Origin of the sequence: Ruegeria sp. HKCCD7303, from assembly GCF_013111185.1 — a bacterium.
Classification (GTDB): domain Bacteria; phylum Pseudomonadota; class Alphaproteobacteria; order Rhodobacterales; family Rhodobacteraceae; genus Ruegeria.
On the sequence record NZ_WVRE01000006.1, the window covers coordinates 149,523 to 171,848 of the forward strand.

Genomic DNA, 22,326 nt, shown 5'->3' on the forward strand with positions numbered 1-22,326 from the left:
CCCACTGAAACACGAGGCCCCCTATGACGCAGACGCAGAAAGATCGCCCTTGGCTCATCCGAACCTATGCCGGTCATTCCACGGCCAAAGCCTCGAACGCACTTTATCGGGGGAACCTGGCGAAAGGGCAAACCGGCCTGTCCGTGGCTTTCGATCTGCCCACGCAAACGGGCTATGACAGCGACCACACATTGGCACGCGGTGAAGTCGGCAAAGTGGGCGTTCCCGTTTGTCATCTGGGCGACATGCGGGTTCTGTTCGACCAGATCCCGCTTGAGCAGATGAACACCTCGATGACGATCAACGCCACTGCCCCATGGTTATTGGCGCTGTATATCGCTGTCGCGGAAGAGCAAGGCGCAGATGTGTCGAAATTGCAGGGCACGGTGCAAAATGACCTGATCAAGGAATATCTGAGCCGCGGCACCTATGTTTGCCCGCCCAAACCGTCGCTTAAGATGATCGCGGACGTGGCCGAGTATTGCTATACCAACGTTCCCAAGTGGAACCCGATGAATGTGTGTTCGTACCACCTGCAGGAAGCGGGCGCGACACCAGAACAGGAACTGGCCTATGCCTTGGCCACCGCCATCGCGGTGTTGGACGAATTGCGCCCGCGCGTTCCGGCAGAGGATTTCCCAGCCCTGTGTGGCCGTATTTCGTTTTTCGTGAACGCGGGCATCCGCTTTGTCACCGAAATGTGCAAGATGCGCGCATTTGTCGATCTTTGGGATGAGATTCTGCAACAACGCTATGGTGTCGAGAATCCGAAATTCCGCCGATTCCGCTATGGGGTGCAGGTTAACTCGTTGGGTCTGACCGAACAACAGCCTGAAAACAACGTCTATCGCATCCTGATCGAAATGCTGGCCGTGACGCTGTCGAAAAACGCGCGTGCGCGTGCGGTGCAATTGCCTGCCTGGAACGAGGCGCTTGGGCTGCCGCGCCCCTGGGATCAGCAATGGTCGATGCGGATGCAGCAAATCCTGGCCTATGAGACCGACCTGCTGGAATTCGACGACCTGTTCGATGGCAACCCCGCCGTCGATGCCAAGGTCGAAGAGTTGAAGACAGGCGCGCGGGCCGAGTTGGCGAACCTTGATTCGATGGGTGGCGCGGTGGCCTCGATTGAGTACATGAAATCCCGCCTGGTGGACTCAAACGCAGATCGGCTGAACCGTATTGAACGAAACGAAACCGTCGTTGTTGGTGTGAACAAATGGATCGAAGGTGAAGCTTCACCTTTGCAGACCGAAGATGGCGGCATCATGGTTGTCGATCCGGCGGTGGAACAGGAACAGATCGACCGCCTGAACTCCTGGCGCGCTGAACGGGACGACTCGGCTGTTGCAAATGCCCTGGCCGCGTTGCGGGAGGCCGCGAAAACCGGAGCAAACGTGATGGAGCCGTCCATTGCCGCCGCCAAGGCGGGCGTCACCACAGGCGAATGGGCGGAAGAGATGCGCAAAGTCTACGGTACTTATCGTGGCCCAACCGGTGTTTCAGGCTCGGTTTCGAACAAAACCGAAGGGTTGGACGATCTGCGCGCTGCGGTCGACGCGGTCAGTGACAAACTGGGCCGCCGCCTCAAGTTTCTGGTCGGCAAACCGGGATTGGATGGCCATTCCAACGGCGCTGAACAGATCGCCTTCCGCGCCCGTGATTGCGGCATGGACATCAGCTATGAAGGCATCCGCCTAACGCCAGAGGAAATCGTGGATGCTGCACGCGAAGACGACGCGCATGTAATCGGCTTATCTATTCTATCCGGCAGCCACCTGCCACTGGTCGAAGATGTATTGGCGCGTCTGCAAAAAGAAGGGCTGTCCCATATACCGGTTGTTGTCGGCGGGATTATCCCTGATGAAGATGCCGAAAAATTGAAAGCCATGGGGGTGGCCAAGGTTTACACCCCTAAGAACTTTGAATTGAACGCAATTATGGGCGATATCGTTGTTTTGGCAGACCACAAAACACTTGCTGCTGAATAACTGAGCCTTTTCTTTCTTTTTTCCCCGTTTCTGTCCTTGAAATCTTTGGGATGGAATAATCCTGTTTTTGGAAATACGGTGCGCGCCACTACGCACCGTATTTTAATTCAATCGGAGAAGACTGATGGGGATCAATCTCGAACAAATGTCGCGAAAAGAGCTGTTGGCTTTACGTGACGATATAGACAAAGCGCTTGTAAGCGCCGAAAAACGCGAGCGGAGTGCGGCTTTGAAGGCTGCTGAAAAAGCAGCGGCAGAGTTTGGTTTTTCGCTGTCTGAATTGTCCAGCGACGCGCCTCGTGGCGGAAAAGCGCCTAAAACGAAAGCGAAATATCGCAATCCGTCGAACCCGGACCAGACGTGGTCAGGTCGTGGGCGCAAACCCCAATGGGTGCATGACGCCTTAAATGCGGGATCCGATATTTCTGAATTGGAAATTTGATCAGGATAAGTTGAACAAATGACCATTCACATTGGTGCCGAAAAAGGCGAAATCGCAGAAACCGTTCTTTTGCCCGGAGACCCTTATCGGGCAAAATGGGCTGCAGAGACGTTTTTGACCGATGTAAATCAGGTCAATAACGTTCGGGGAATGCTTGGCTTTACCGGAAATTGGAAAGGACATCCTGTAACGATTCAGGGCAGCGGCATGGGGATGCCCTCTCTTTCCATTTACGTGAATGAATTGATCCGTGATTACGGTGCAAAAACCCTGATCCGTATCGGTTCATGTGGCGGCATGCAGGACAGTGTGAAACTACGCGACGTTATTCTGGCGATGACATCTACCACGCTCAGCACTCCGTCGCGCGGCATCATGAAAGAGTTGAACTTTGCCCCCTGCGCTGATTGGGAGTTGTTGCATTCTGCGGCAGCGGCAGCAGCGGCAAAGGGGACGCCAACGCATGTTGGTGGAATCTACTCCTCCGATGTCTTTTATGACGAGCGCCCCGATCTGAACGAACAGATGGTGCGTCACGGCATTCTGGGCGTCGAGATGGAAGCCGCAGAACTGTACATCTTGGCGGCACGCCACAAGTGCAGGGCTTTGGCCGTACTCACTGTTTCCGATCACCTGCTGACCGGAGAAGCTCTTCCGTCGTCTGAACGCGAGCGCAGCTTTGGTGACATGGTGGAAATCGCCCTTCAGGCGGCTTTCCCGAACACCTGACAAATGGCAGGCACCACCAGGTGCCTGTCGGATTTATCGCCCATGCGTGCGATCATAACCATTGCGCGCCGGGCTTTCCCAACCTTTCAAATCACCTTCAGCGGGTGCGAATGTTTCGACCAGCAGCGGGAAACAGGCCGCCGTGTCCGAGGAATGCTCGGACGAACAATCCCCGCCTGGGCAGGCGCTCAGATTGCCAAGCAGATCAATTTCGGCAAAGAATTCAAGATAATCACCGGGGCGCACAGGTGAGGCCTTCATAAAATATTGACCCGTATCGCGGGTAAACCCGGTGCACATAAAGACATTCAGCACGTCATGCACTGCAAGTTCAGCTTCGGTCAGCGGAAGATCCAAATGATCCGCAAGCGCGCGGGTCAGGTTTGAATGGCAGCAGTGGTGGTATTGCGTACCCGACAACAGGTTGCCCGTATACGGATCACACCGCGTACCAATAACGTCATGGACCGACCCGCCAAAGACGTCGATTCCGTACCATTCCAGTGTGTCTTCAATGATCGTGGCCATAGGGCGCAGATGGGGAAAACTGGACCACATCTGTTCTCCGGTGGTCAGATGCGTTCCATGCAAGGCGCGGGTTTTACCTGAATAGAACCGTTCGGACAGGTCATTGCGGTTCCATATGTTCAAATCACCGACCTGTGGGCCTTCGACGGACGTAATTCGAAAGAAATGCCCTGCCGGCACCTCAAAACAGCGCGCATCGCGCGGGGGAACCAGAACCTCACCGGTTTTGATTGCGCCTTGGCGCAGGGTTCGCATCCACGACACATCAGGTCGCGGTAATGCGTCGTTCGGGTAGCAGATTACGGGGGCCAGCGCGCGACGCGCCTCAGCATCTTCGGGAACGGGGACAGGGCGTTCAGAACGTGTCATGCGATGCAGACTGGCGCATAACTCTGCCTGCGAAAAGCAGATAATTAGTTGTCGCGCGCCCTCGAACACCGCAAAGGCTGTTCCTGAGAAGTGATTTCAGCGCCGCAGAAGCTACACCGCCAGACACCATGGCTTTTGTCTTGGCGCCACCGACAATTACGCGTCAGCGTAGAATGACGGGCGCGCCAGACAAAATAGCCTAATACACCGGCCGCCAACAGAAGCAGAAGAACAGGCATTGCCTTGCTTTGCCGATTAGCAGTCGTAGTTCAAGTCTTACGGCCCGTATCAGGCTGCGTTTGCGTATTCGAACAACTCAGGTTCTTTGTCAGCTTTCACGGGTTCTGGCACGTAATACGCCCATGCCTGCTCAAGCAGTTCCAACGCTTCTTGGGCGTCGGTTTTTTGTTTGGAAGTGTCTTTGCTCATTGGAGTGATCCTGGCTTAATCTCATCACTCCTCCCTGCCCCAAAAATAAGGCAACGCAGCCAAGGCCGCATCGCCTAATTTTGCAAGTTGGGCATGCGTTTATCGCAAAACGCAGTGGCGCTTAAACAGCGCGTTCGACCATCATCTTTTTGATTTCAGCAATCGCCTTGGCCGGGTTCAGACCTTTGGGGCAGGTCTTGGCGCAATTCATGATGGTGTGACAGCGATACAGCTTGAACGGATCTTCCAGCTCATCCAGACGTTCGCCTGTGGCCTCATCGCGGCTGTCGATAATCCAGCGATACGCATGCAGCAACGCGGCGGGGCCAAGATACCGGTCACCGTTCCACCAATAGCTGGGGCACGAGGTTGAGCAGCTGGCGCACATCACGCATTCATAGAGACCATCCAGTTTCTTGCGGTCCTCAATCGACTGCTTCCATTCCTTCGCGGGACGGTTGGTCTTGGTTTCCAGCCAAGGCATGATCGAAGCATGCTGCGCATAGAAATGGGTCAGATCAGGGATCAGGTCCTTGACCACCGGCATATGCGGCAGCGGATAAATTTTCACGTCGCCCTTGATCTCGTCCATGCCGTAAATGCAGGCCAACGTGTTGATCCCGTCGATATTCATCGCACAAGAGCCACAGATGCCTTCGCGGCAAGACCGGCGGAAGGTCAACGTTGGGTCGATCTCGTTCTTGATCTTGATCAGCGCGTCCAGAACCATCGGGCCGCATGTATCCATGTCGACGAAATAGGTATCAACACGCGGGTTCTGACCGTCATCGGGGTTCCAGCGATAGATCTGGAACTTGCGCACATTGGTGGCACCGTCCGGCTTGAGCCAGGTCTTGCCGGTGGTAATCCGGGAATTCTTGGGCAGGGTCAGTTGAACCATGTCAATTCTCCATTCAGCACAAGGCCGCCTTTCAGCCTGTCCGGGCGCGATCAGACGCCCCTCGATTATAATGCCCCCAGTGGGCAATGTTCACGTCGAAATCCGGCGAGAGCCAGTCCGCAACGCGTTGTGGGTCATCTTTGTCGATATCATAGCGCAGGAAGCGAGGATTTCCGTCGAAATAGGTTTCGACCTCGGTGTGGTGCACATCGTACATATGCGCCCAACCCTGTTTCACCTCATTAGCTGTCTGTCCGTTGGCCTTGCAGCATCGCTCCAGATAGCCACCACCGGAATGGCTGGCCCTTGAGTTGATCCAATCCTCGCGATTGCGCGTGTTCAGCAAAAAGTATGCGCTTGGATAAGCCGCGTGCAGCTCGCGAAAGAAACGCGAACCGTCCAGCATGAAGCGCGAATTGACAAAGGCAATGTCGGTGAAGGCCCTTACCGCGCCGAACCCATCCAAGGGCCTGCGCCCCATGGCAATATTGGTCATCATGCGATGCGCAAGGTTTTGGCCTTGCTCATCTTCCCAATGCACGGATGGGATTCCGCTGTTATGGAACAGCTTGTGAAACGAGGTCGTCGCACAGCGATTCAACCCGATCAGGATTATCTTTGGATCGCTTGACCCCGACTTCAAAACTTCGACCGTCATGACAAGCACCACGCACGCGCCATCCGCAGGCTGATTGCCTGCATCAGGATCACGGGTATTTGGCGCTTGTGCGTCATTGCCTGCTTTCCCTGCCCTTAGAACGTCCGCGCTTTGGGCGCGATTTTCTGCAGGCTAATACCGCCTTGGTCCTCGGTCGTCAGCGGATCAACGATGACCGGGCGATAGCTCAGCTCAACTGCGTTGCCCTCAACCCGGCTGACCGTGTGAACGCGCCAGTTTTCATCGTCACGCTCGCTGAAGTCCTCGTGCGCGTGGGCACCACGGGATTCCTTACGGGCCTCAGCACCGACGATGGTCGCCAACGCGTTGGGCATCAGGTTGGCCAGTTCCAACGTTTCCATCAGATCGCTGTTCCATACCAGAGACCGGTCAGTGACTTGCAGATCGTCCATCTTAGCGGCAATCGCCGTCATCTTTTCAACGCCCTCGGCCATAGTTTTGGCCGTACGGAACACAGCGGCATCGGCTTGCATGGTTTTCTGCATCTCAAGCCGCAATTCTGCCGTCGGGACCGAGCCGCTGGCATTGCGGACCGCATCGAACCGATCAAAGGCTTTGTCGACCGACGCCTGATTCAGAACCGGGTTCGGCGCTTCGGCATCCACGACTTTGCCAGCGCGGATCGCGGCGGCGCGGCCAAACACCACGAGGTCGATCAGCGAGTTAGACCCCAGACGGTTCGCACCGTGGACCGAGGCACAACCCGCTTCACCCACGGCCATCAAGCCGGGGACAACAGCCGTTGGGTCGTCGGCGGTGGGGTTCAGAACCTCACCCCAATAGTTGGTCGGAATGCCACCCATGTTGTAGTGAACGGTCGGCAGAACCGGGATTGGTTCCTTGGTCACGTCGACACCCGCAAAAATCTTTGCACTTTCCGAGATACCCGGCAAACGCTCTGCCAGAGCTTCAGCAGGCAAATGCGACAGGTTCAGGTGGATGTGATCCCCTTCCGCGCCGACACCGCGGCCTTCGCGAATCTCCATCGTCATCGAGCGCGAGACATAGTCACGGGGCGCGAGGTCTTTGTACTGGGGCGCATAACGCTCCATGAACCGCTCGCCTTCCGAGTTGGTGAGGTATCCACCCTCGCCCCGAGCACCTTCGGTGATCAGACAGCCCGAGCCGTAGATGCCGGTCGGGTGGAACTGCACGAACTCCATATCCTGCAGGGCCAGACCTGCGCGGGCCACCATACCGCCACCGTCACCGGTACAGGTATGGGCCGAAGTCGCGCTGAAATATGCCCGGCCATAGCCGCCTGTCGCCAGAACAACCATCTTGGCGTTGAAGACATGCATCGTGCCGTCGTCCAGCTTCCAGCAGACGACACCCTGACATTGCCCATCCTCGGACATGATCAGGTCGATGGCGAAATATTCGATGTAGAACTCGGCGTTGTTTTTCAGCGATTGACCATACAGCGTGTGCAGGATCGCATGACCGGTCCGGTCGGCGGCAGCACAGGTGCGCTGTACAGCGGGGCCTTCGCCAAACTCAGTCGTATGACCACCGAATGGGCGCTGATAGATCTTGCCTTCTTCGGTGCGGCTGAAGGGCACGCCGTAATGCTCCAATTCGTACACGGCTTTGGGCGCTTCGCGCGCGAGGTACTCCATCGCGTCGGTGTCACCCAACCAGTCCGACCCTTTGACCGTGTCATACATGTGCCACTGCCAGTGATCCGGGCCCATATTCGACAAGGACGCCGCGATACCACCCTGAGCCGCCACTGTGTGCGAACGGGTTGGGAAAACCTTTGTTACACACGCGGTGCGCAATCCCTGTTCCGCCATGCCCAAGGTCGCCCGCAGACCGGCCCCACCGGCACCGACAACGACCACGTCATAGTCATGCGTTTCGTATTCGTATGCAGCCATTTCTTTCAGCTCCGGGAGTTAAAGGGCAATGCGCGCGATGGCGAAAATGCCAGCCGCTGCCGCGCCATAAGACAGGCAAGTCACCAGAATAATCAGGACCTTTTCGAGCGTGCCGTGAACGTAGTCCTCAAGCATCACCTGCGCACCGTCTGCGAAGTGCTTGAAGCCAACTGCCAGCGTCAACGCTGCAACAATCGCGGGGAAGGGACGTGAATAGTAGTCCAGAACCACATCAAACGGCTGACCCAGAACCGGGCCAAATGTAAAAACAAACAAAGGCACAAGGATCAGCAACGCCACCGAGCTGACTTTCATCGCCCAGAAATGGGCTGTGCCGGATTTTGCCGAGCCAAGGCCAGCGGCGCGTTTGCGGTCGGTCAGATAACGCATGTCAGGCCTCCAATCACGCGACGATGACAAGGGTCAGAAGGGTCAACACAACCGATCCGATGACGACGGCCCAACCCAGCTTGGTCGCTGTGGGAAGGTCCAAGCCAACCGCGTTGTCCCAGATCAGATGCCGCACGCCCGCCAGCGTGTGATACCACAGGCCCCAAACGGACAAAGCCATAACCAGATCCCCAAGCACCGAGGTAATCACGCCATTCGCCACGGCGAACGCCTCGGGCGAGGTTGCTGCGGCCAGAAACCACCAAACAATCAACAACGCCGCCAGTAGGAGTGCGTTACCAGTGATGCGTGTCAGGATGGAAGTGACCGACGTCAGCTGAGGACGATAGATCGACAGATGCGGCGAAAGTGGGCGGTTGCCCCGATTTACATCGGCCATGGCGGCTCCTTTTCGGTTGGCTACCGAACGTTTTACTGTTTTTTGCGACACTGTCACGTGCTGCGGTTGCAAAAAACAGCAAATTCACGTCAAATCAGTTGATATTCCCCATATGTGATCACACAAAATAATGTCGTGATCACATATTATATTCCTCATTATCAATGTTAGCGTTTTCAAAGGCAAACGGATGTGATCACGAATCTTTTGTCATGTCACTTCAGCTCTGCGGTTTGCTGCGTCACTTCGCGCAGCAGTTTTCTGCGAATTCGTTCCGGATAGTCCGCGAACCCTGCTGCCGAAACGACAAAAGCACCCTCACCCACGATGACATTCTCAAAGAAATAGGCCGTCAGATCCGGTTCGCTTTCCTCTATGGCCAAGGCATTGACCACAACGCCTCGATCTCGCAAGGCCGCGTGAACTTGCGTCGGCTCGACCCCTTCATTGGATACCCCGTCACCTGACAAATCGATCAGATGCCGGGCGCAGTGGGAAACCGGCTCGAATGAATCGAGCGTTGTTTGAAGCGCTTCCCCAATCGCGGTTGAAAAATTCCGCCAGATACGCGGATCAGCAGAAACTTGATCCGCAAACCGATCCAAAGCTGCGAAACTGTCGATACGGGTCCAAGGGATCGTTATCTGCTGACGCGACGACCCCGTCCATTGTACCAGCATCAACTGTGCCTGCCCCTGCACCAAAGCTTCGGATACAATCGGGTCGCGCAGTCCGGTAGCTAGCCCGTCCATCTGGATCCGATATTCGCTGCTATCGACCGAGCCGGACACATCCACAGCCAAGGCCAAAGCCAGATCACAGGCCAGAGCCGCCGGGGCCAGGCAGACGCCGGCCAATATCGCGCGCAGAAAGTGCATGGTGCAAACCTAGCACGGCTAACACGCAAGTGGTTCACATAACCGTCAGAACTCTTATTGCGGCATAAGCGCCCAATAATCGAGATCCAGAAGAACATCGGGCAAATACCGTCCCTCGTCGTTCTTCAATGCAAACGGAGCGCCCCCTTTGGTTGCCACCAATCGCAGCCGAATCGCACCCACGCCTGGTACGCCGGTTTCCGCTTTGTCCAGAACTTCGGACCACGCCTTGATGGTATCTCCTGCAAAACAAGGGTTTGCATGTGCGCCGCCGTTCAGGCCAACGATCATCTGCGCATTTGCCAAGCCATTGAACGACAGGGTCCGCGCCATCGAAATAACATGACCTCCATAGATCAGCCTGCCTTCGGGCCGGAACGTCAGGTCGAAATGCACTTTGGCCGTGTTTTGCCACAGGCGTGTGGCCAGCATGTGCTCTGCCTCTTCCACGGTGACACCGTCCACATGGTCGATGGTCTCACCGATGTCGTAGTCGCCCCAGCCGTGCGGCTCACCCGCCAAAGCAAAATTGTAGTTCGAGAAATCAAGACCCTCGGGCACGATTAGATCCTGCGGATCAAGAACCTTTTTCAACTCGGGAACAACTGTTTCGGGCGCCGGCGCGTCGACATTTGCTTTGCGCACCATAACCCAACGAACATATTCCAGCACAACCTCGTCCAACTGGTTCAGCCCGCGTGTGCGCACCCATACGACGCCAGTTTTTCCGTTGGAGTTCTGCTTGACCCCGATCACCTCGGACACAGAGCGCAGGGTATCTCCAGCGTACACAGGTTTCAGCCAGCGGCCCTCGGCGTAGCCAAGATTGGCAACCGCGTTCAACGAAACATCCGGCACGGTTTTGCCGAAAACCAGATGGAAGGCGACCAGATCATCAATCGGGCTTTCCGGCAAACCACAATCCCGGGCAAATTCGTCCGACGAATACAGCGCATGACGCGCAGGATAGAGCGCGTGATACAAGCCGCGCTCTCCCTCGGTCACTGTACGCGGTACCGCATGTTGCAACACCTGCCCGACGGAATAATCCTCGAAAAAACGTCCCGGATTTGTTTTTGCCATTACTGCTGTCCCAGTTTCATTTCAGGGGAATAGTCCGCCTCGACCTCTTTGGTCACGGCCTGCGCACAACGCATAACGCTGTTTGCTGTGTCAAAGGCATAGGACGGGTCGCCATACAGCTCCCACCCTTTGGCCAGTGCGTCAGACACTTTGTGGCAGAAGGCCGATGTGTCTTCCTCGGTCAACAAACGATAGAGTTTTGCCATTGCCTGAGGTCCCTATGAGCCGAAAGGAGACGGACCGACCAGCCCATGGATATAGCCGATAATCCCCAACAGGACGATCGACGCCACAAAGAACATCGCGTCTTTGCCGTAAGTGCCAGGCTCAGCCGGTGTCCATTCGGGCTCGGACTTGTTGATCACGATCACTTCGACCACGGCCCAGGCCAGGAGTCCACCAAACAGGATGATCGACGCCAAATCGCCGTTCACCAGCAAATGCGCAAAGGCCCACAGCTTGAAACCGCCCAGCATCGGATGGCGCAGCTTGTTCAGCAATCGGCCTTTTGTACCGGCAGGACTCATCATGTAGATCGCGATCAGCACCAACAGGTTGTTGACGTGGATCAGGAATGTCGGCGGCGCCCAGACAAAGATGAAATCGGTCATACGATAGCCGAAGACCATCAGCAGGATCGACGCGACCAGGGCCAAAGCGACGGCGCCTTTACCCCCGTCGCCCATCGCGGCTCGACGTTCAGGTGCGACGCGTTTGAACAGATGTGCCGCCCACCACAGCGCCACGCCAAGGATCAGAAGAACAAAGCCCATGCTGGCTTACCCCGCTTGCAAAGCTGAAATTGCCTCTGCTTTTGCCAGAATTTCGCGGGCTGTTGCAACGTGCAGGTTCTCAACAATTTTGCCATCGACGACAGCAACACCCTGCCCTTGCGCTTCAACTTCTTCAAACGCCGTGATCTGGCGTCGGGCCAGATCGATCTCGGCGTCAGACGGCGCATAGGCGGCATTTGTGATCTCGACCTGTGCGGGGTGGATCAGTGTTTTGCCATCAAAACCCATGTCACGACCCTGCGCGCATTCTGCGGCCAGACCTTCGCCATCCTTGAACGCGTTATAAACGCCATCAACGATGATCAGACCTTCGGCCTTGGCAGCCAGCAGGCAGAGGCCCAGCGAGGTCATAAGTGGCAGACGGTCAGGGCGAAAACGAGTTTGCAGTTCCTTCGCCAGATCATTGGTGCCCATCACGAACCCGGCCATCAGGGGATGGGCTGCGATTTCAGGCGCGTTGAGCATCCCGCGCGGCGTTTCCATCATGGCCCAGATCGGCATATCTCCGGTAATTGCAGCCAGAGCATCGACGTCGGCTGCCGAGTTTACTTTGGGCAGAAGGACAACGTCGGCATCCATGCCGCGCACCGCCTCTGCATCAGCACGACCCCATTCGGTGTCCAACCCGTTGATCCGCACGATCTTGACCCGCGCGCCATAACCACCAGCCGCCAAAGCCGCCTTGAGCGTTTCGCGTGCATTTTCCTTCTCGTCCGCCGCGACCGCATCTTCCAGATCAAAGATAATCGCATCCACAGGCAGAGTGCGGGCCTTGTCCAGTGCCCGGTCTCTCGAACCCGGGATGTAAAGAACCGAACGATAGGGGCGCTGACGAGGATCCATGGACCACTCCCATTGAAATAAAGTTGCGCGGAATGGGGCATTTTTTGCCGGAAAGTTCAAGAAGAAATTTGCCGCAGCGCAGCAAAAGCGACGCAACGTGCTTTGCCTTAACCGAATTTCGTCGCCTCCGCCCCAGCCTGAGCAACAGATGGAATCGAAAGGGCTACGGGATGGAAAAGACACTGCTTAAGATGACAATGGGTCTGGGGATCATGGTTCTGGCGGCACAGCAGGTGCAGGCTCAGGGCCAGAATTGTGCGCCGCGAGAGGATGTACTGAAGCGATTGCATGAAATCTATGGCGAAGAACGCAGGGGCTTTGGGCTGGCCCGGCAAGGCGCGGTTATGGAGCTCTTCGCTTCGGGCGAAAGCGGCAGTTGGACGATCACGGTGACCTTGCCAAACGGAATCACGTGCTTGGTGGCCTCCGGTCAGGCCTATGAGGAAGTCGCGGACGCCCTGCCGCCGAACGCCTGATTACGTAAGCGCGTCCCAGATCAGTTTGCTGCCCGTCAAGGTCAGCAACACGTAGGCAATTCCAAAGAAAAGGCGCTCAGACATCATGAAATGCGCTCGAACGCCAAGCCACGCGCCTAGAATGGCAAAGGGTGTCAACAACATGTCGGCCAGCGCCGTGTGCCATGTGAACAAACCCAAAAACGCGTAAGGCACAAACTTTGTGATGTTGATAACCCAAAAAACCAGCACAGTGCTGGCCTGAAACTCGGTCTTCGACAGTTTTTGGGACAACAGGTATACCGCGGCGGGCGGACCTCCTGCATGACTGACAAAACTGGTGAAACCGGCGACCAATCCGGCAAAAAGCCCGGCCGACGGTGGCAGGCGATTGGCAAATCCACGCACCCAGCCTCTGGTCTGTGCAATGTGCCAAATAACGAAACCGACCGAAATGCCACCGATCAGTAGTCGCAACAGATCATTATCCGTTGCCTTATACAGCCAAGCACCCAGCGCGACGCCCGGTACTGCGCCCAAAATCAGCAGGCGGGAATCCGGCCAACTCCACCGCTTCCAATAGGGGCCCAGCGTGGCCACGTCGATCACCATCAGGATCGGCAGCATCAGAGCCAGGGCCTGCCCGGGTTCCAGGATCAGCGCCAGAATCGACGAAGACGCAAAGGCCACACCCGAGCCGAAACCTCCCTTTGATATGCCCGCAAAAACCACCGCAGGGATCGCCACTGCAAAAAACATCAGGTTTAATTCGAACATGCGCCGGTTCCGGTTTTGGCTTGTCTCAAAGGCCCTTTAGCGCAACCACACCGGGCTCTGCAAACGGTATGCGGTTGTATGCCACGTCGCAGAACCCTTGCCTATTGCCGTTTTAGCGACTAGCACGACCGCGATTTCAAAACCGACCGGAGATATTCCAAATGGCCAGACCCAAGATTGCGCTGATCGGCGCGGGGAACATCGGCGGCACGCTTGCGCATCTTGCAGCTGTCAAAGAACTGGGTGACGTAGTCCTGTTTGACATCGCTGACGGGCTGCCGCAGGGCAAGGCGCTCGACATCGCAGAATCCGGCCCATCCGAAGGCTTTGACGCCTCGATGAAGGGCACAAGCGACTATGCCGATATTGCTGGCGCGGATGTGTGCATCGTGACCGCTGGTGTGGCCCGCAAGCCAGGCATGAGCCGCGATGACCTGCTGGGCATCAACCTGAAAGTCATGAAGTCGGTCGGTGAAGGCATCGCCGCTCACGCACCCGATGCCTTCGTGATCTGCATCACCAACCCGCTGGACGCAATGGTTTGGGCGCTGCGCGAATTCTCGGGCCTGCCGCACAACAAGGTTTGCGGCATGGCAGGCGTATTGGACTCGGCGCGCTTTGCGCATTTCTTATCGGAAGAATTCAATGTTTCGATGCGCGACGTCACCGCTTTCGTTCTGGGTGGTCACGGCGACACCATGGTGCCTTCGGTGCGCTATTCGACCGTAGCCGGTATACCACTGCCCGATCTGGTTGAGATGGGTTGGACCACGCAAGAGAAGCTGGACGCCATCGTTCAGCGCACCCGTGACGGTGGTGCAGAAATCGTTGGCCTGCTGAAAACAGGTTCCGCTTATTACGCGCCTGCCACTTCGGCAATCGAAATGGCCGAAGCTTATCTGAAAGACCAAAAACGCGTTCTGCCTTGCGCTGCCTACTGCAGTGGTGAGTTGGGTGTTGACGGTCTGTACGTTGGCGTCCCGACCGTAATCGGTGCAGGTGGCGTAGAACGTATCGTCGACATCAAACTGAACGAAGACGAACAAGCCGGTTTCGACAACTCTGTCAACGCCGTTAAGGGCCTGATCGACGCTTGCAAAGGCATCGACAGCTCGCTGGCTTAAACCAGCACAAATTCTCAGGCTAAAAGCCGGCCCATTTCTGGGCCGGTTTTCTTTTGCCCAGATCAATCAGGGTCGCGAATGTTGGCGCAAACGTCGCAAATCCTTTTTTTTGAATGTGATTTCCGGTGCCTGCACTGTATTTTCGAATCAATCGATCACGCGGCAAATTTTGTGATCACACCCTAAAAAGCCGTGATCACAAATGGCGAAAATCTTCACTAAAATCCTCTTTGCCGTCAAAAAACCCTTTAAACTTGCCCGCTAGACACCCCTATAACGGTTAAACGCAGTCAGACGGGACAATTTCGATGAACATTCACGAATATCAGGCCAAGGCTCTTCTTCGCAGCTATGGTGCTCCGGTTTCCGATGGTCGCGCCGTGCTGCGCGCCGAAGAAGCCAAAACCGCAGCCGGTGAACTGGACGGCCCCCTGTGGGTGGTCAAGGCGCAGATCCACGCAGGCGGGCGCGGCAAAGGTTCTTTCAAAGAGGCCGACGCCGGTGAAAAAGGCGGTGTCCGTCTGACCAAATCGGTTGAGGAAGCGGCTGAGGAAGCCAAGAAGATGCTGGGCCGTACTCTGGTCACACATCAGACCGGCCCCGCAGGCAAGCAAGTCAACCGCATCTACATCGAAGCTGGTTCGGGCATCGAACGTGAACTGTACCTAGCCCTTCTGGTAGACCGCCAGACCAGCCGCATTTCGTTTGTCTGCTCGACCGAAGGCGGCATGGACATCGAAGAAGTCGCCGCTGCGACGCCCGAGAAAATCCTGTCATTCTCGGTCGACCCGGCCACCGGATACCAACCTTATCACGGCCGCCGCATCGCCTTCTCGTTGGGTCTGGAAGGCGCACAGGTCAAGCAATGCGTCAAACTGATGAACCAGCTCTACAACGCCTTCGTCGAGAAGGACATGGAAATGCTGGAGATCAACCCGCTGATCGTTTCGGACAGCGGCGACCTGAAAGTGCTGGATGCCAAGGTCGGTTTCGACGGCAACGCGGTCTACCGCCACCCCGACATCGCCGAGTTGCGCGACACGACCGAGGAAGACCCCAAGGAACTGGAAGCCAGCAAATATGACCTGAACTACATCGCGCTGGACGGCGAGATCGGCTGTATGGTGAACGGCGCGGGTCTGGCGATGGCCACCATGGACATCATCAAGCTCTATGGTGCAGAGCCTGCAAACTTCCTCGACGTGGGCGGCGGTGCGACCAAAGAGAAAGTCACCGAGGCGTTCAAGATCATCACCTCGGACGAGAACGTCAAAGGCATTCTGGTCAACATCTTCGGCGGCATCATGCGCTGTGATGTGATTGCTGAGGGCGTTGTCGCCGCGGTGAAAGAGGTCGGCCTGCAGGTTCCGCTGGTCGTGCGTCTGGAAGGCACCAATGTCGAGAAAGGCAAAGAGATCATCAACACCTCTGGCCTCGACGTGATCGCGGCAGACAACCTGAAAGACGGCGCCGAGAAGATCGTGAAAGCGGTTAAGGGATAGTAAGTCTCGAATGGTTGCTTTTCTCGACAAATACAACATTGCTTATTTTGGTGTCCACAAAGCTGCTGGAACATCCATTAAGCATGTCCTTTATAAAATCGAGACTGGTAATGAGTGGGATGGAAAGATCACGGAACTCCATCCCCGCTATCCGACCAGGCCAGTCCGACAGAGCGATTTTGAGAAAGCCCGCGATTATTGGAGTTTTGCAGTTGTTCGCGATCCAATAAAACGGTTTCTGTCTGGTTACCAAAATCGTGTGCACGATTTTGAGGACCTAAAAAAAGTACCTGTCGGTTCGGAGCATCAGAACAAGCTGATTGGCAAATTGTTCGGAACGCGAAATCAGCAACCGTTCAAAGGCTTCAAGACCAACCCGACGATAGAAGAGTTCATACGAGACTATGACAAATATTGTGACGTAAGCCGTGTAATGTATCTCCATACTTGTCCCATTGATGTTTTTCTGGGGCAAGATATTGGCTTCTTCGACGCTGTTTATACGACGTCCGAATTAGACAGGCTGGCTGCTGATTTGTCTGAAAGGCTGAACACTACCGTTCACATTGGTCGCAGAAATTCCAGCAGCACTACGCCGCCACGTTTCGAGGATTTATCCAAGGAATCCAAAGATTTTTTGGTGCGACATACACAAGCAGACTACGAACTGCTTGGGGCGTTTTTCCCCACCGGGCAAAACCTTATCAACACTTATGAATAGCGCCACGCAGGCGAGTTAACCCAAACAGGAGCACGAAGGAATGGCAGTCCTAATCGACCAAAACATCAAAACGATCCGTCGGAGCGCTATCAGCCTGACGACCAGATCGCCTTTGGTGTGGGCTGTCTGATCTGCCTGAAAAACTTAAACGCATGACCATCCCCATCTTCCTCATAGGTCTTGAACGCGCCACAGGGCGGGCGCGTTTGATGGAGCAGGAGCTGCAAAAGGCAGGCCTGTCAGCGACGCGCGTTAATGCTGTTGATTGCGACGCCGCCACCCGCGAGGATTTCCTGCGCGAGTGCAAGGCCGAGGGGCCGTGGGGCTATTTCCACACCAAGGACATGGCCTGCACCCTCAGCCATGCCAAAGCGTGGGAGGCATTGATCGCCTCGGGCGCTGAACAAGCGTTGATCCTTGAGGATGACGTGTTCCTGAGCCCGGAATTGGCCGATTGGCTGAATGACCCATCTTGGTGGCCCGCGGATGCTGATATCGTCCGGTTTGAACGCTGGCGCAGCACCAAGCTTTATGTCGCGCTTGGGCGCAAGCGCTTGATCCATCTGGGGCGCGAACTGCGCCTGATGCGATCGCGTCATCCCGGGGGCGCGGCGTACGCGCTGACGCGACAAGCGGCGCAGCATTTTCTGGCGCAGAAACCCTATGACATCACGTTGGACGGGCTTTTGTTCAATCCATCAGCTTCGGCTGCGGCGCGTCAGACCAACATCTATCAGGTGATCCCGGCCATGGTCGAACAGGGCAACGAAGCCCCCGGCGAATACAATATGGGGGCACCCCGCAGTCGGCCCACAGGCTGGCCATTGGTCCGGCAAAAGATCCGGCGTGGCATTGCTGAAATCAGCAGCGGGCTGCGTACCACGGCCAATCTGGCCCTGGGCCGTGCCACGCTCGAGAAAATATCCTATGCGCCGCATGTTCTGCCGGCGACTGAACCTAATCAATCCAACACCGCCTAGAGAAAGGGACAAAATGGCAGTCCTCATCGACGAAAACACCAAAGTGATCTGTCAGGGCTTTACCGGCTCGCAAGGTACATTCCACAGCGAACAGGCCATTGCCTATGGCACCAAGATGGTCGGCGGCGTGACCCCCGGCAAAGGCGGGATGGAGCATCTGGGCCTGCCCGTGTTCAACTCGGTCCACGAGGCCAAGCATGTGACCGAAGCCAACGCCTCGGTAATCTACGTGCCTCCGCCCTTCGCGGCTGACTCGATCCTCGAAGCGATTGATGCCGAGATGGAGGTGATCGTCTGCATCACCGAAGGCATACCGGTTCTGGACATGATGAAGGTGAAGCGTGCGCTGGAAGGCAGCAAGTCGCGCCTGATCGGCCCGAACTGCCCCGGTGTCATCACGCCCGATGCCTGCAAGATCGGCATCATGCCCGGCCACATCCATAAGCGCGGCTCGGTCGGCGTTGTGTCGCGTTCGGGCACCCTGACCTATGAGGCCGTCAAACAGACCACCGATGTAGGTCTGGGTCAGTCCACCTGTGTAGGCATCGGCGGCGACCCGATCAAAGGGACCGAGCATATCGACGTGCTGGAATGGTTCCTGGCCGACGACGAGACCACATCGATCATCATGATCGGTGAGATCGGTGGCTCAGCCGAGGAAGAAGCTGCGCAGTTCCTGGCGGATGAGGCCAAGAAGGGCCGCAAAAAGCCAACCGCTGGTTTCATCGCAGGCCGCACGGCCCCTCCGGGCCGCCGCATGGGCCACGCGGGCGCGATTGTCGCCGGTGGCAAGGGCGGTGCCGAGGACAAGATCGAAGCCATGCGCTCGGCCGGCATCGTCGTGGCCGAAAGCCCCGCGCAGCTGGGCGAGGCTGTGCTGGAAGCGATTGGCTGATATGGCAGCTTCGGCTGTCTAATCCGGGAGGAACGAAACACATGACCTTTAGTGAGGCTGTAAGAACGTGTTTCTCCAAATTCTTCACTTTTTCGGGCCGTGCATCGCGGCCCGAATATTGGTTCTTTTTTCTGTTCGTCGTGATCTGGAACTTGATCGCCGGGATCATCGACTGGCAGTTCTTCACGCAGGTCTCGGTCACTGAAAGCGATGAGGTGAAATCCGTCACCGCCACGTCCAGCCAACCGGTCCAAAGCATTGTCGGCCTGATCGTCTTTTTCCCCCATCTGGCCGTTGCATGGCGGCGGATGCATGACACCGGGCGCAGCGGGCTTTACGCCTTACTGCCGATCCTTTTGATCCTTGGGGCCTTTGCAGTTCTGATCTTTGGCATTGGCCTTGCCAGCCAGTTCCACGGCGGAACGCTCGACATTTTGTTTACCCGCGCAACATTGCTGATCGTCATTCCGACACTTATCGTTCTGGTGGTGTCGCCCCTTCTGGTGCTGTGGTGGCTGACCCGCCCCAGCCAGCCAGGCACCAACCAATACGGTCCCAACCCACATGAGGTAGCCCAATGACCGAACACTCGCCCAACTCTGCCTTTCATGCTTCAAGCTTCATGCAGGGGCATAATGCCGAATATCTGGAACAACTTTACGCCCAGTACACCAAAAACCCCGGTGCCGTAGACGCGGCCTGGGTTGAGTTCTTCAAGGCTATGGGTGACGCCGCGCCGGACGTTCAGAAAGAGGCCGAAGGGCCGTCTTGGGCGCGGACCGACTGGCCGCCCATGCCTGCCGATGATCTGACCGGTGCACTGACCGGGGAATGGGCCGAGATTGACGCCAAAGCGGCGGGTAAGAAGATCAAGGACAAGGCGGCTGACAAGGGCGTTGAGGTCAGCGACGACCAGATCAAACGCGCCGTTCTGGACAGCCTGCGCGCCCTGATGCTGATCCGAGCCTATCGGATCCGGGGCCATCTGGCCGCTGATCTGGATCCGTTGGGGATGCGCGCTGCAACCAATCACCCTGAGCTGGATCCGAAAACCTACGGCTTCACCGACGCCGACATGGACCGGCCGATCTTTATCGACAACGTTCTGGGGCTTCAGGTTGCCTCGATGCGGCAGATCGTCGAAATCGTAAAGCGGACCTATTGCGGCACCTTTGCGCTGCAATACATGCATATCTCGAACCCCGAAGAAGCCGCTTGGCTGAAAGAGCGGATCGAAGGGTACGGCAAGGAAATCGCGTTCACCAAGGAAGGCCGCAAGGCGATCCTGAACAAGATGGTCGAAGCCGAGGGCTTTGAGAAATTCCTGCACGTCAAATACATGGGCACCAAGCGCTTTGGTCTGGACGGCGGTGAAGCGCTGATCCCAGCGATGGAGCAGATCATCAAGCGCGGTGGCGCACTTGGCCTCAGCGACATCGTCATCGGGATGCCGCACCGGGGTCGCCTGAACATTCTGGCCAACGTGATGGGCAAACCGTACCGCGCCATCTTCAACGAATTCCAGGGCGGCAGCTTCAAGCCCGAGGACGTGGATGGTTCGGGTGATGTGAAGTACCACCTCGGGGCCTCCAGCGACCGTGAGTTTGACGGCAATTCTGTGCACCTGTCACTGACCGCCAACCCCTCACACCTTGAGGCGGTGAACCCGGTGGTTCTGGGCAAGGTTCGCGCCAAACAGGATCAGCTTGGCGACACGGATCGCACCAAGGTCATGGCCATCCTGCTGCATGGCGACGCAGCCTTTGCCGGCCAGGGTGTCGTGGCCGAAGGGTTTGGTCTGTCTGGTCTGCGCGGTCACAAGACCGGCGGCACCATGCATATCGTAGTAAACAACCAGATCGGCTTTACCACTGCGCCGCACTTCTCGCGCTCGAGTCCCTATCCGACGGATATCGCGTTGATGGTTGAAGCGCCGATTTTCCACGTGAACGGGGATGACCCCGAGGCCGTGGTGCACGCGGCCAAAGTGGCGACCGAGTTCCGCCAGAAGTTCCACAAGGATGTGGTTCTGGACATCTTCTGCTACCGCCGGTTTGGTCACAACGAGGGCGATGAGCCCATGTTCACCAACCCGATCATGTACAAGAGGATCAAAACGCACAAAACCACGCTGTCTCTGTACACCGAGCGTTTAGTCAAAGACGGCCTGATCCCCGAGGGTGAGATCGAGGACATGAAGGCCGCCTTCCAGGCACATCTGAACGACGAGTTCGAGGCCGGAAAAGATTATAAGCCGAACAAAGCCGACTGGCTGGACGGGCGCTGGTCGCATCTGGACAAGAACAAAGACGAATACATGCGAGGCGAGACCGCGATCACGCCCGAGACTCTGGCCGAGGTTGGTGGCGCTCTGACCCGCGCCCCGGCCGGATTTGCCTTGCACAAAACCGTTGGGCGTCTTCTGGACCACAAAAAGCAGATGTTTGAATCCGGCACTGGTTTTGATTGGGCCACCGGTGAGGCGCTGGCCTTCGGATCACTATTGACCGAAGGGTACCCGGTGCGTCTGGCCGGGCAAGACGCCACCCGTGGCACGTTCAGCCAGCGCCATTCGGGATTCATCCATCAGGAAACAGAAGAGCGTTACTACCCGCTGAACAACATCCGCCCAGGCCAGTCGCATTACGAAGTGATTGACTCGATGCTGTCCGAATATGCGGTGCTTGGGTTTGAATACGGCTATTCGCTGGCCGAACCCAATGCGCTGGTCCTTTGGGAAGCTCAGTTTGGTGACTTCGCCAACGGCGCGCAGATCATGTTTGACCAGTTCATCAGTTCTGGTGAATCCAAATGGCTGCGGATGTCCGGTTTGGTCACACTGCTGCCGCATGGGTTCGAAGGGCAAGGCCCCGAACACTCCTCGGCGCGTCTGGAGCGGTTCCTGCAAATGTGTGGTCAGGACAACTGGATCGTGGCGAACTGCACGACACCCGCGAACTATTTCCACATCCTGCGCCGACAGCTGCACCGCACTTTCCGCAAACCGCTGATCCTGGTGACACCCAAATCGCTGCTGCGCCACAAACTCGCGGTCAGCAGAGCCGAAGAATTTACCACCGGCTCCAGCTTCCACCGGGTGTTGTGGGACGACGCCCAACAGGGGAACTCGGACACCGAACTGGTGGCGGATGACAAGATCAAACGTGTCGTGCTGTGTTCGGGCAAGGTCTATTACGACCTGCTGGAAGAACGTGACGCGCGCGGGATCGACGACGTTTATCTGCTGCGGATCGAGCAGTATTACCCCTTCCCGGCCCATTCGCTAATCAACGAGCTTGAGCGGTTCAAAGAGGCCGAGATGGTCTGGTGTCAGGAAGAGCCCAAAAACCAGGGAGCCTGGTCCTTTATCGAGCCCAATATCGAATGGGTTCTGACCCGGATCGGAGCGAAACACAAACGTCCGGTTTATGCCGGTCGCGCAACCTCGGCCTCGCCTGCGACGGGTCTGGCCAGCCAACACAAAGCACAACAAGAAGCGCTGGTTAACGAAGCGCTGAGCACCAAAGGAAAGTAAG

General features: G+C 56.7%; 24 protein-coding genes. 11 read left to right on the top strand and 13 right to left on the bottom strand.

What is annotated here, in order from left to right:
- The first annotated feature begins 23 nt into the window (after positions 1-23).
- The 3 genes from GS630_RS15980 (at position 24) to deoD (ending at position 3,162) form a co-directional block, all read left to right on the top strand.
- Entirely contained in the window at positions 24-1,991 is a 1,968-nt protein-coding gene (locus GS630_RS15980; RefSeq protein WP_171620955.1) for a protein meaA, read from the top strand.
- Between the two features lie 124 nt (positions 1,992-2,115).
- Entirely contained in the window at positions 2,116-2,433 is a 318-nt protein-coding gene (locus tag GS630_RS15985) for an H-NS family nucleoid-associated regulatory protein (RefSeq protein ID WP_171179162.1), read from the top strand.
- An 18-nt stretch (positions 2,434-2,451) separates the two neighbouring features.
- Positions 2,452-3,162: a purine-nucleoside phosphorylase gene (gene deoD / locus GS630_RS15990; protein WP_171620956.1), complete on the top strand. Its 711-nt coding sequence runs from the start codon at positions 2,452-2,454 to the stop codon at positions 3,160-3,162.
- A 33-nt stretch (positions 3,163-3,195) separates the two neighbouring features.
- On the opposite strand, the gene GS630_RS15995 is transcribed toward deoD, so the two are convergent.
- From GS630_RS15995 to GS630_RS16050, 12 genes are all read right to left on the bottom strand, one after another.
- Entirely contained in the window at positions 3,196-4,059 is an 864-nt protein-coding gene (locus tag GS630_RS15995; protein WP_171234938.1) for a DUF1989 domain-containing protein, read from the bottom strand.
- 288 nt (positions 4,060-4,347) lie between these two features.
- Positions 4,348-4,488, bottom strand: coding sequence for a hypothetical protein (locus GS630_RS16000; protein WP_171179156.1), 141 nt, complete (start codon positions 4,486-4,488; stop codon positions 4,348-4,350).
- Positions 4,489-4,609: 121 nt separating this feature from the next.
- Complete coding sequence (locus tag GS630_RS16005; RefSeq protein WP_171620957.1) at positions 4,610-5,389, bottom strand: succinate dehydrogenase iron-sulfur subunit; 780 nt, start codon at positions 5,387-5,389, stop codon at positions 4,610-4,612.
- Positions 5,390-5,420: 31 nt separating this feature from the next.
- Positions 5,421-6,047 carry a sulfotransferase gene (locus GS630_RS16010; RefSeq protein ID WP_171179154.1) on the bottom strand — a complete coding sequence of 209 codons (627 nt, stop codon included), beginning with the start codon at positions 6,045-6,047 and terminating at the stop codon, positions 5,421-5,423.
- Positions 6,048-6,142: 95 nt separating this feature from the next.
- Positions 6,143-7,948 carry a succinate dehydrogenase flavoprotein subunit gene (gene sdhA / locus GS630_RS16015; protein WP_171620958.1) on the bottom strand — a complete coding sequence of 602 codons (1,806 nt, stop codon included), beginning with the start codon at positions 7,946-7,948 and terminating at the stop codon, positions 6,143-6,145.
- An 18-nt stretch (positions 7,949-7,966) separates the two neighbouring features.
- Positions 7,967-8,338, bottom strand: coding sequence for a succinate dehydrogenase, hydrophobic membrane anchor protein (gene sdhD / locus GS630_RS16020; RefSeq protein WP_050604070.1), 372 nt, complete (start codon positions 8,336-8,338; stop codon positions 7,967-7,969).
- A gap of 13 nt (positions 8,339-8,351) precedes the next feature.
- Positions 8,352-8,738, bottom strand: coding sequence for a succinate dehydrogenase, cytochrome b556 subunit (gene sdhC / locus GS630_RS16025; RefSeq protein WP_170346368.1), 387 nt, complete (start codon positions 8,736-8,738; stop codon positions 8,352-8,354).
- 215 nt (positions 8,739-8,953) lie between these two features.
- Positions 8,954-9,616 (bottom strand): DUF1194 domain-containing protein, encoded by a 663-nt coding sequence (locus tag GS630_RS16030; protein WP_171620959.1) that lies wholly within the window; start codon positions 9,614-9,616, stop codon positions 8,954-8,956.
- 54 nt (positions 9,617-9,670) lie between these two features.
- Positions 9,671-10,699, bottom strand: coding sequence for a MaoC family dehydratase (locus GS630_RS16035; protein ID WP_171620960.1), 1,029 nt, complete (start codon positions 10,697-10,699; stop codon positions 9,671-9,673).
- Entirely contained in the window at positions 10,699-10,905 is a 207-nt protein-coding gene (locus GS630_RS16040; RefSeq protein ID WP_171620961.1) for a DUF1737 domain-containing protein, read from the bottom strand. The genes GS630_RS16035 and GS630_RS16040 overlap by 1 nt, the downstream gene beginning before the upstream one ends.
- A gap of 12 nt (positions 10,906-10,917) precedes the next feature.
- On the bottom strand, positions 10,918-11,472 hold the full coding sequence (locus tag GS630_RS16045) for an NnrU family protein (RefSeq protein ID WP_171620962.1): 555 nt from the start codon (positions 11,470-11,472) through the stop codon (positions 10,918-10,920).
- A 6-nt stretch (positions 11,473-11,478) separates the two neighbouring features.
- Entirely contained in the window at positions 11,479-12,336 is an 858-nt protein-coding gene (locus GS630_RS16050) for a CoA ester lyase (protein WP_171179142.1), read from the bottom strand.
- Between the two features lie 170 nt (positions 12,337-12,506).
- Here GS630_RS16050 and GS630_RS16055 point away from each other — a divergent pair, with 170 nt between their 5' ends.
- Positions 12,507-12,812 carry a hypothetical protein gene (locus GS630_RS16055; protein WP_171179140.1) on the top strand — a complete coding sequence of 102 codons (306 nt, stop codon included), beginning with the start codon at positions 12,507-12,509 and terminating at the stop codon, positions 12,810-12,812.
- Here the strand turns inward: GS630_RS16055 and GS630_RS16060 are convergent, their stop codons facing one another.
- Positions 12,813-13,568 (bottom strand): sulfite exporter TauE/SafE family protein, encoded by a 756-nt coding sequence (locus GS630_RS16060; protein ID WP_171179137.1) that lies wholly within the window; start codon positions 13,566-13,568, stop codon positions 12,813-12,815.
- A 161-nt stretch (positions 13,569-13,729) separates the two neighbouring features.
- On the opposite strand from GS630_RS16060, the gene mdh reads away from it, so the two are divergent.
- From mdh to GS630_RS16095, 7 genes are all read left to right on the top strand, one after another.
- The gene (gene mdh / locus GS630_RS16065) at positions 13,730-14,692 is read left to right on the top strand and encodes a malate dehydrogenase (RefSeq protein ID WP_171093679.1); all 963 of its coding nucleotides are present in this window, start codon (positions 13,730-13,732) and stop codon (positions 14,690-14,692) included.
- Positions 14,693-15,000: 308 nt separating this feature from the next.
- A complete protein-coding gene (sucC, locus tag GS630_RS16070) occupies positions 15,001-16,194 on the top strand; it encodes an ADP-forming succinate--CoA ligase subunit beta (RefSeq protein WP_171179135.1) in 1,194 nt (397 codons plus the stop codon).
- 10 nt (positions 16,195-16,204) lie between these two features.
- A complete protein-coding gene (locus tag GS630_RS16075) occupies positions 16,205-16,915 on the top strand; it encodes a sulfotransferase family 2 domain-containing protein (protein WP_171712121.1) in 711 nt (236 codons plus the stop codon).
- Between the two features lie 152 nt (positions 16,916-17,067).
- Positions 17,068-17,895: a glycosyltransferase family 25 protein gene (locus GS630_RS16080; RefSeq protein WP_171179130.1), complete on the top strand. Its 828-nt coding sequence runs from the start codon at positions 17,068-17,070 to the stop codon at positions 17,893-17,895.
- Between the two features lie 13 nt (positions 17,896-17,908).
- On the top strand, positions 17,909-18,790 hold the full coding sequence (gene sucD / locus GS630_RS16085; protein WP_171093685.1) for a succinate--CoA ligase subunit alpha: 882 nt from the start codon (positions 17,909-17,911) through the stop codon (positions 18,788-18,790).
- 41 nt (positions 18,791-18,831) lie between these two features.
- The gene (locus GS630_RS16090) at positions 18,832-19,371 is read left to right on the top strand and encodes a DUF805 domain-containing protein (RefSeq protein ID WP_171179128.1); all 540 of its coding nucleotides are present in this window, start codon (positions 18,832-18,834) and stop codon (positions 19,369-19,371) included.
- Complete coding sequence (locus GS630_RS16095; RefSeq protein WP_171620965.1) at positions 19,368-22,325, top strand: 2-oxoglutarate dehydrogenase E1 component; 2,958 nt, start codon at positions 19,368-19,370, stop codon at positions 22,323-22,325. The genes GS630_RS16090 and GS630_RS16095 overlap by 4 nt, the downstream gene beginning before the upstream one ends.
- Position 22,326: the final 1 nt, after the last annotated feature.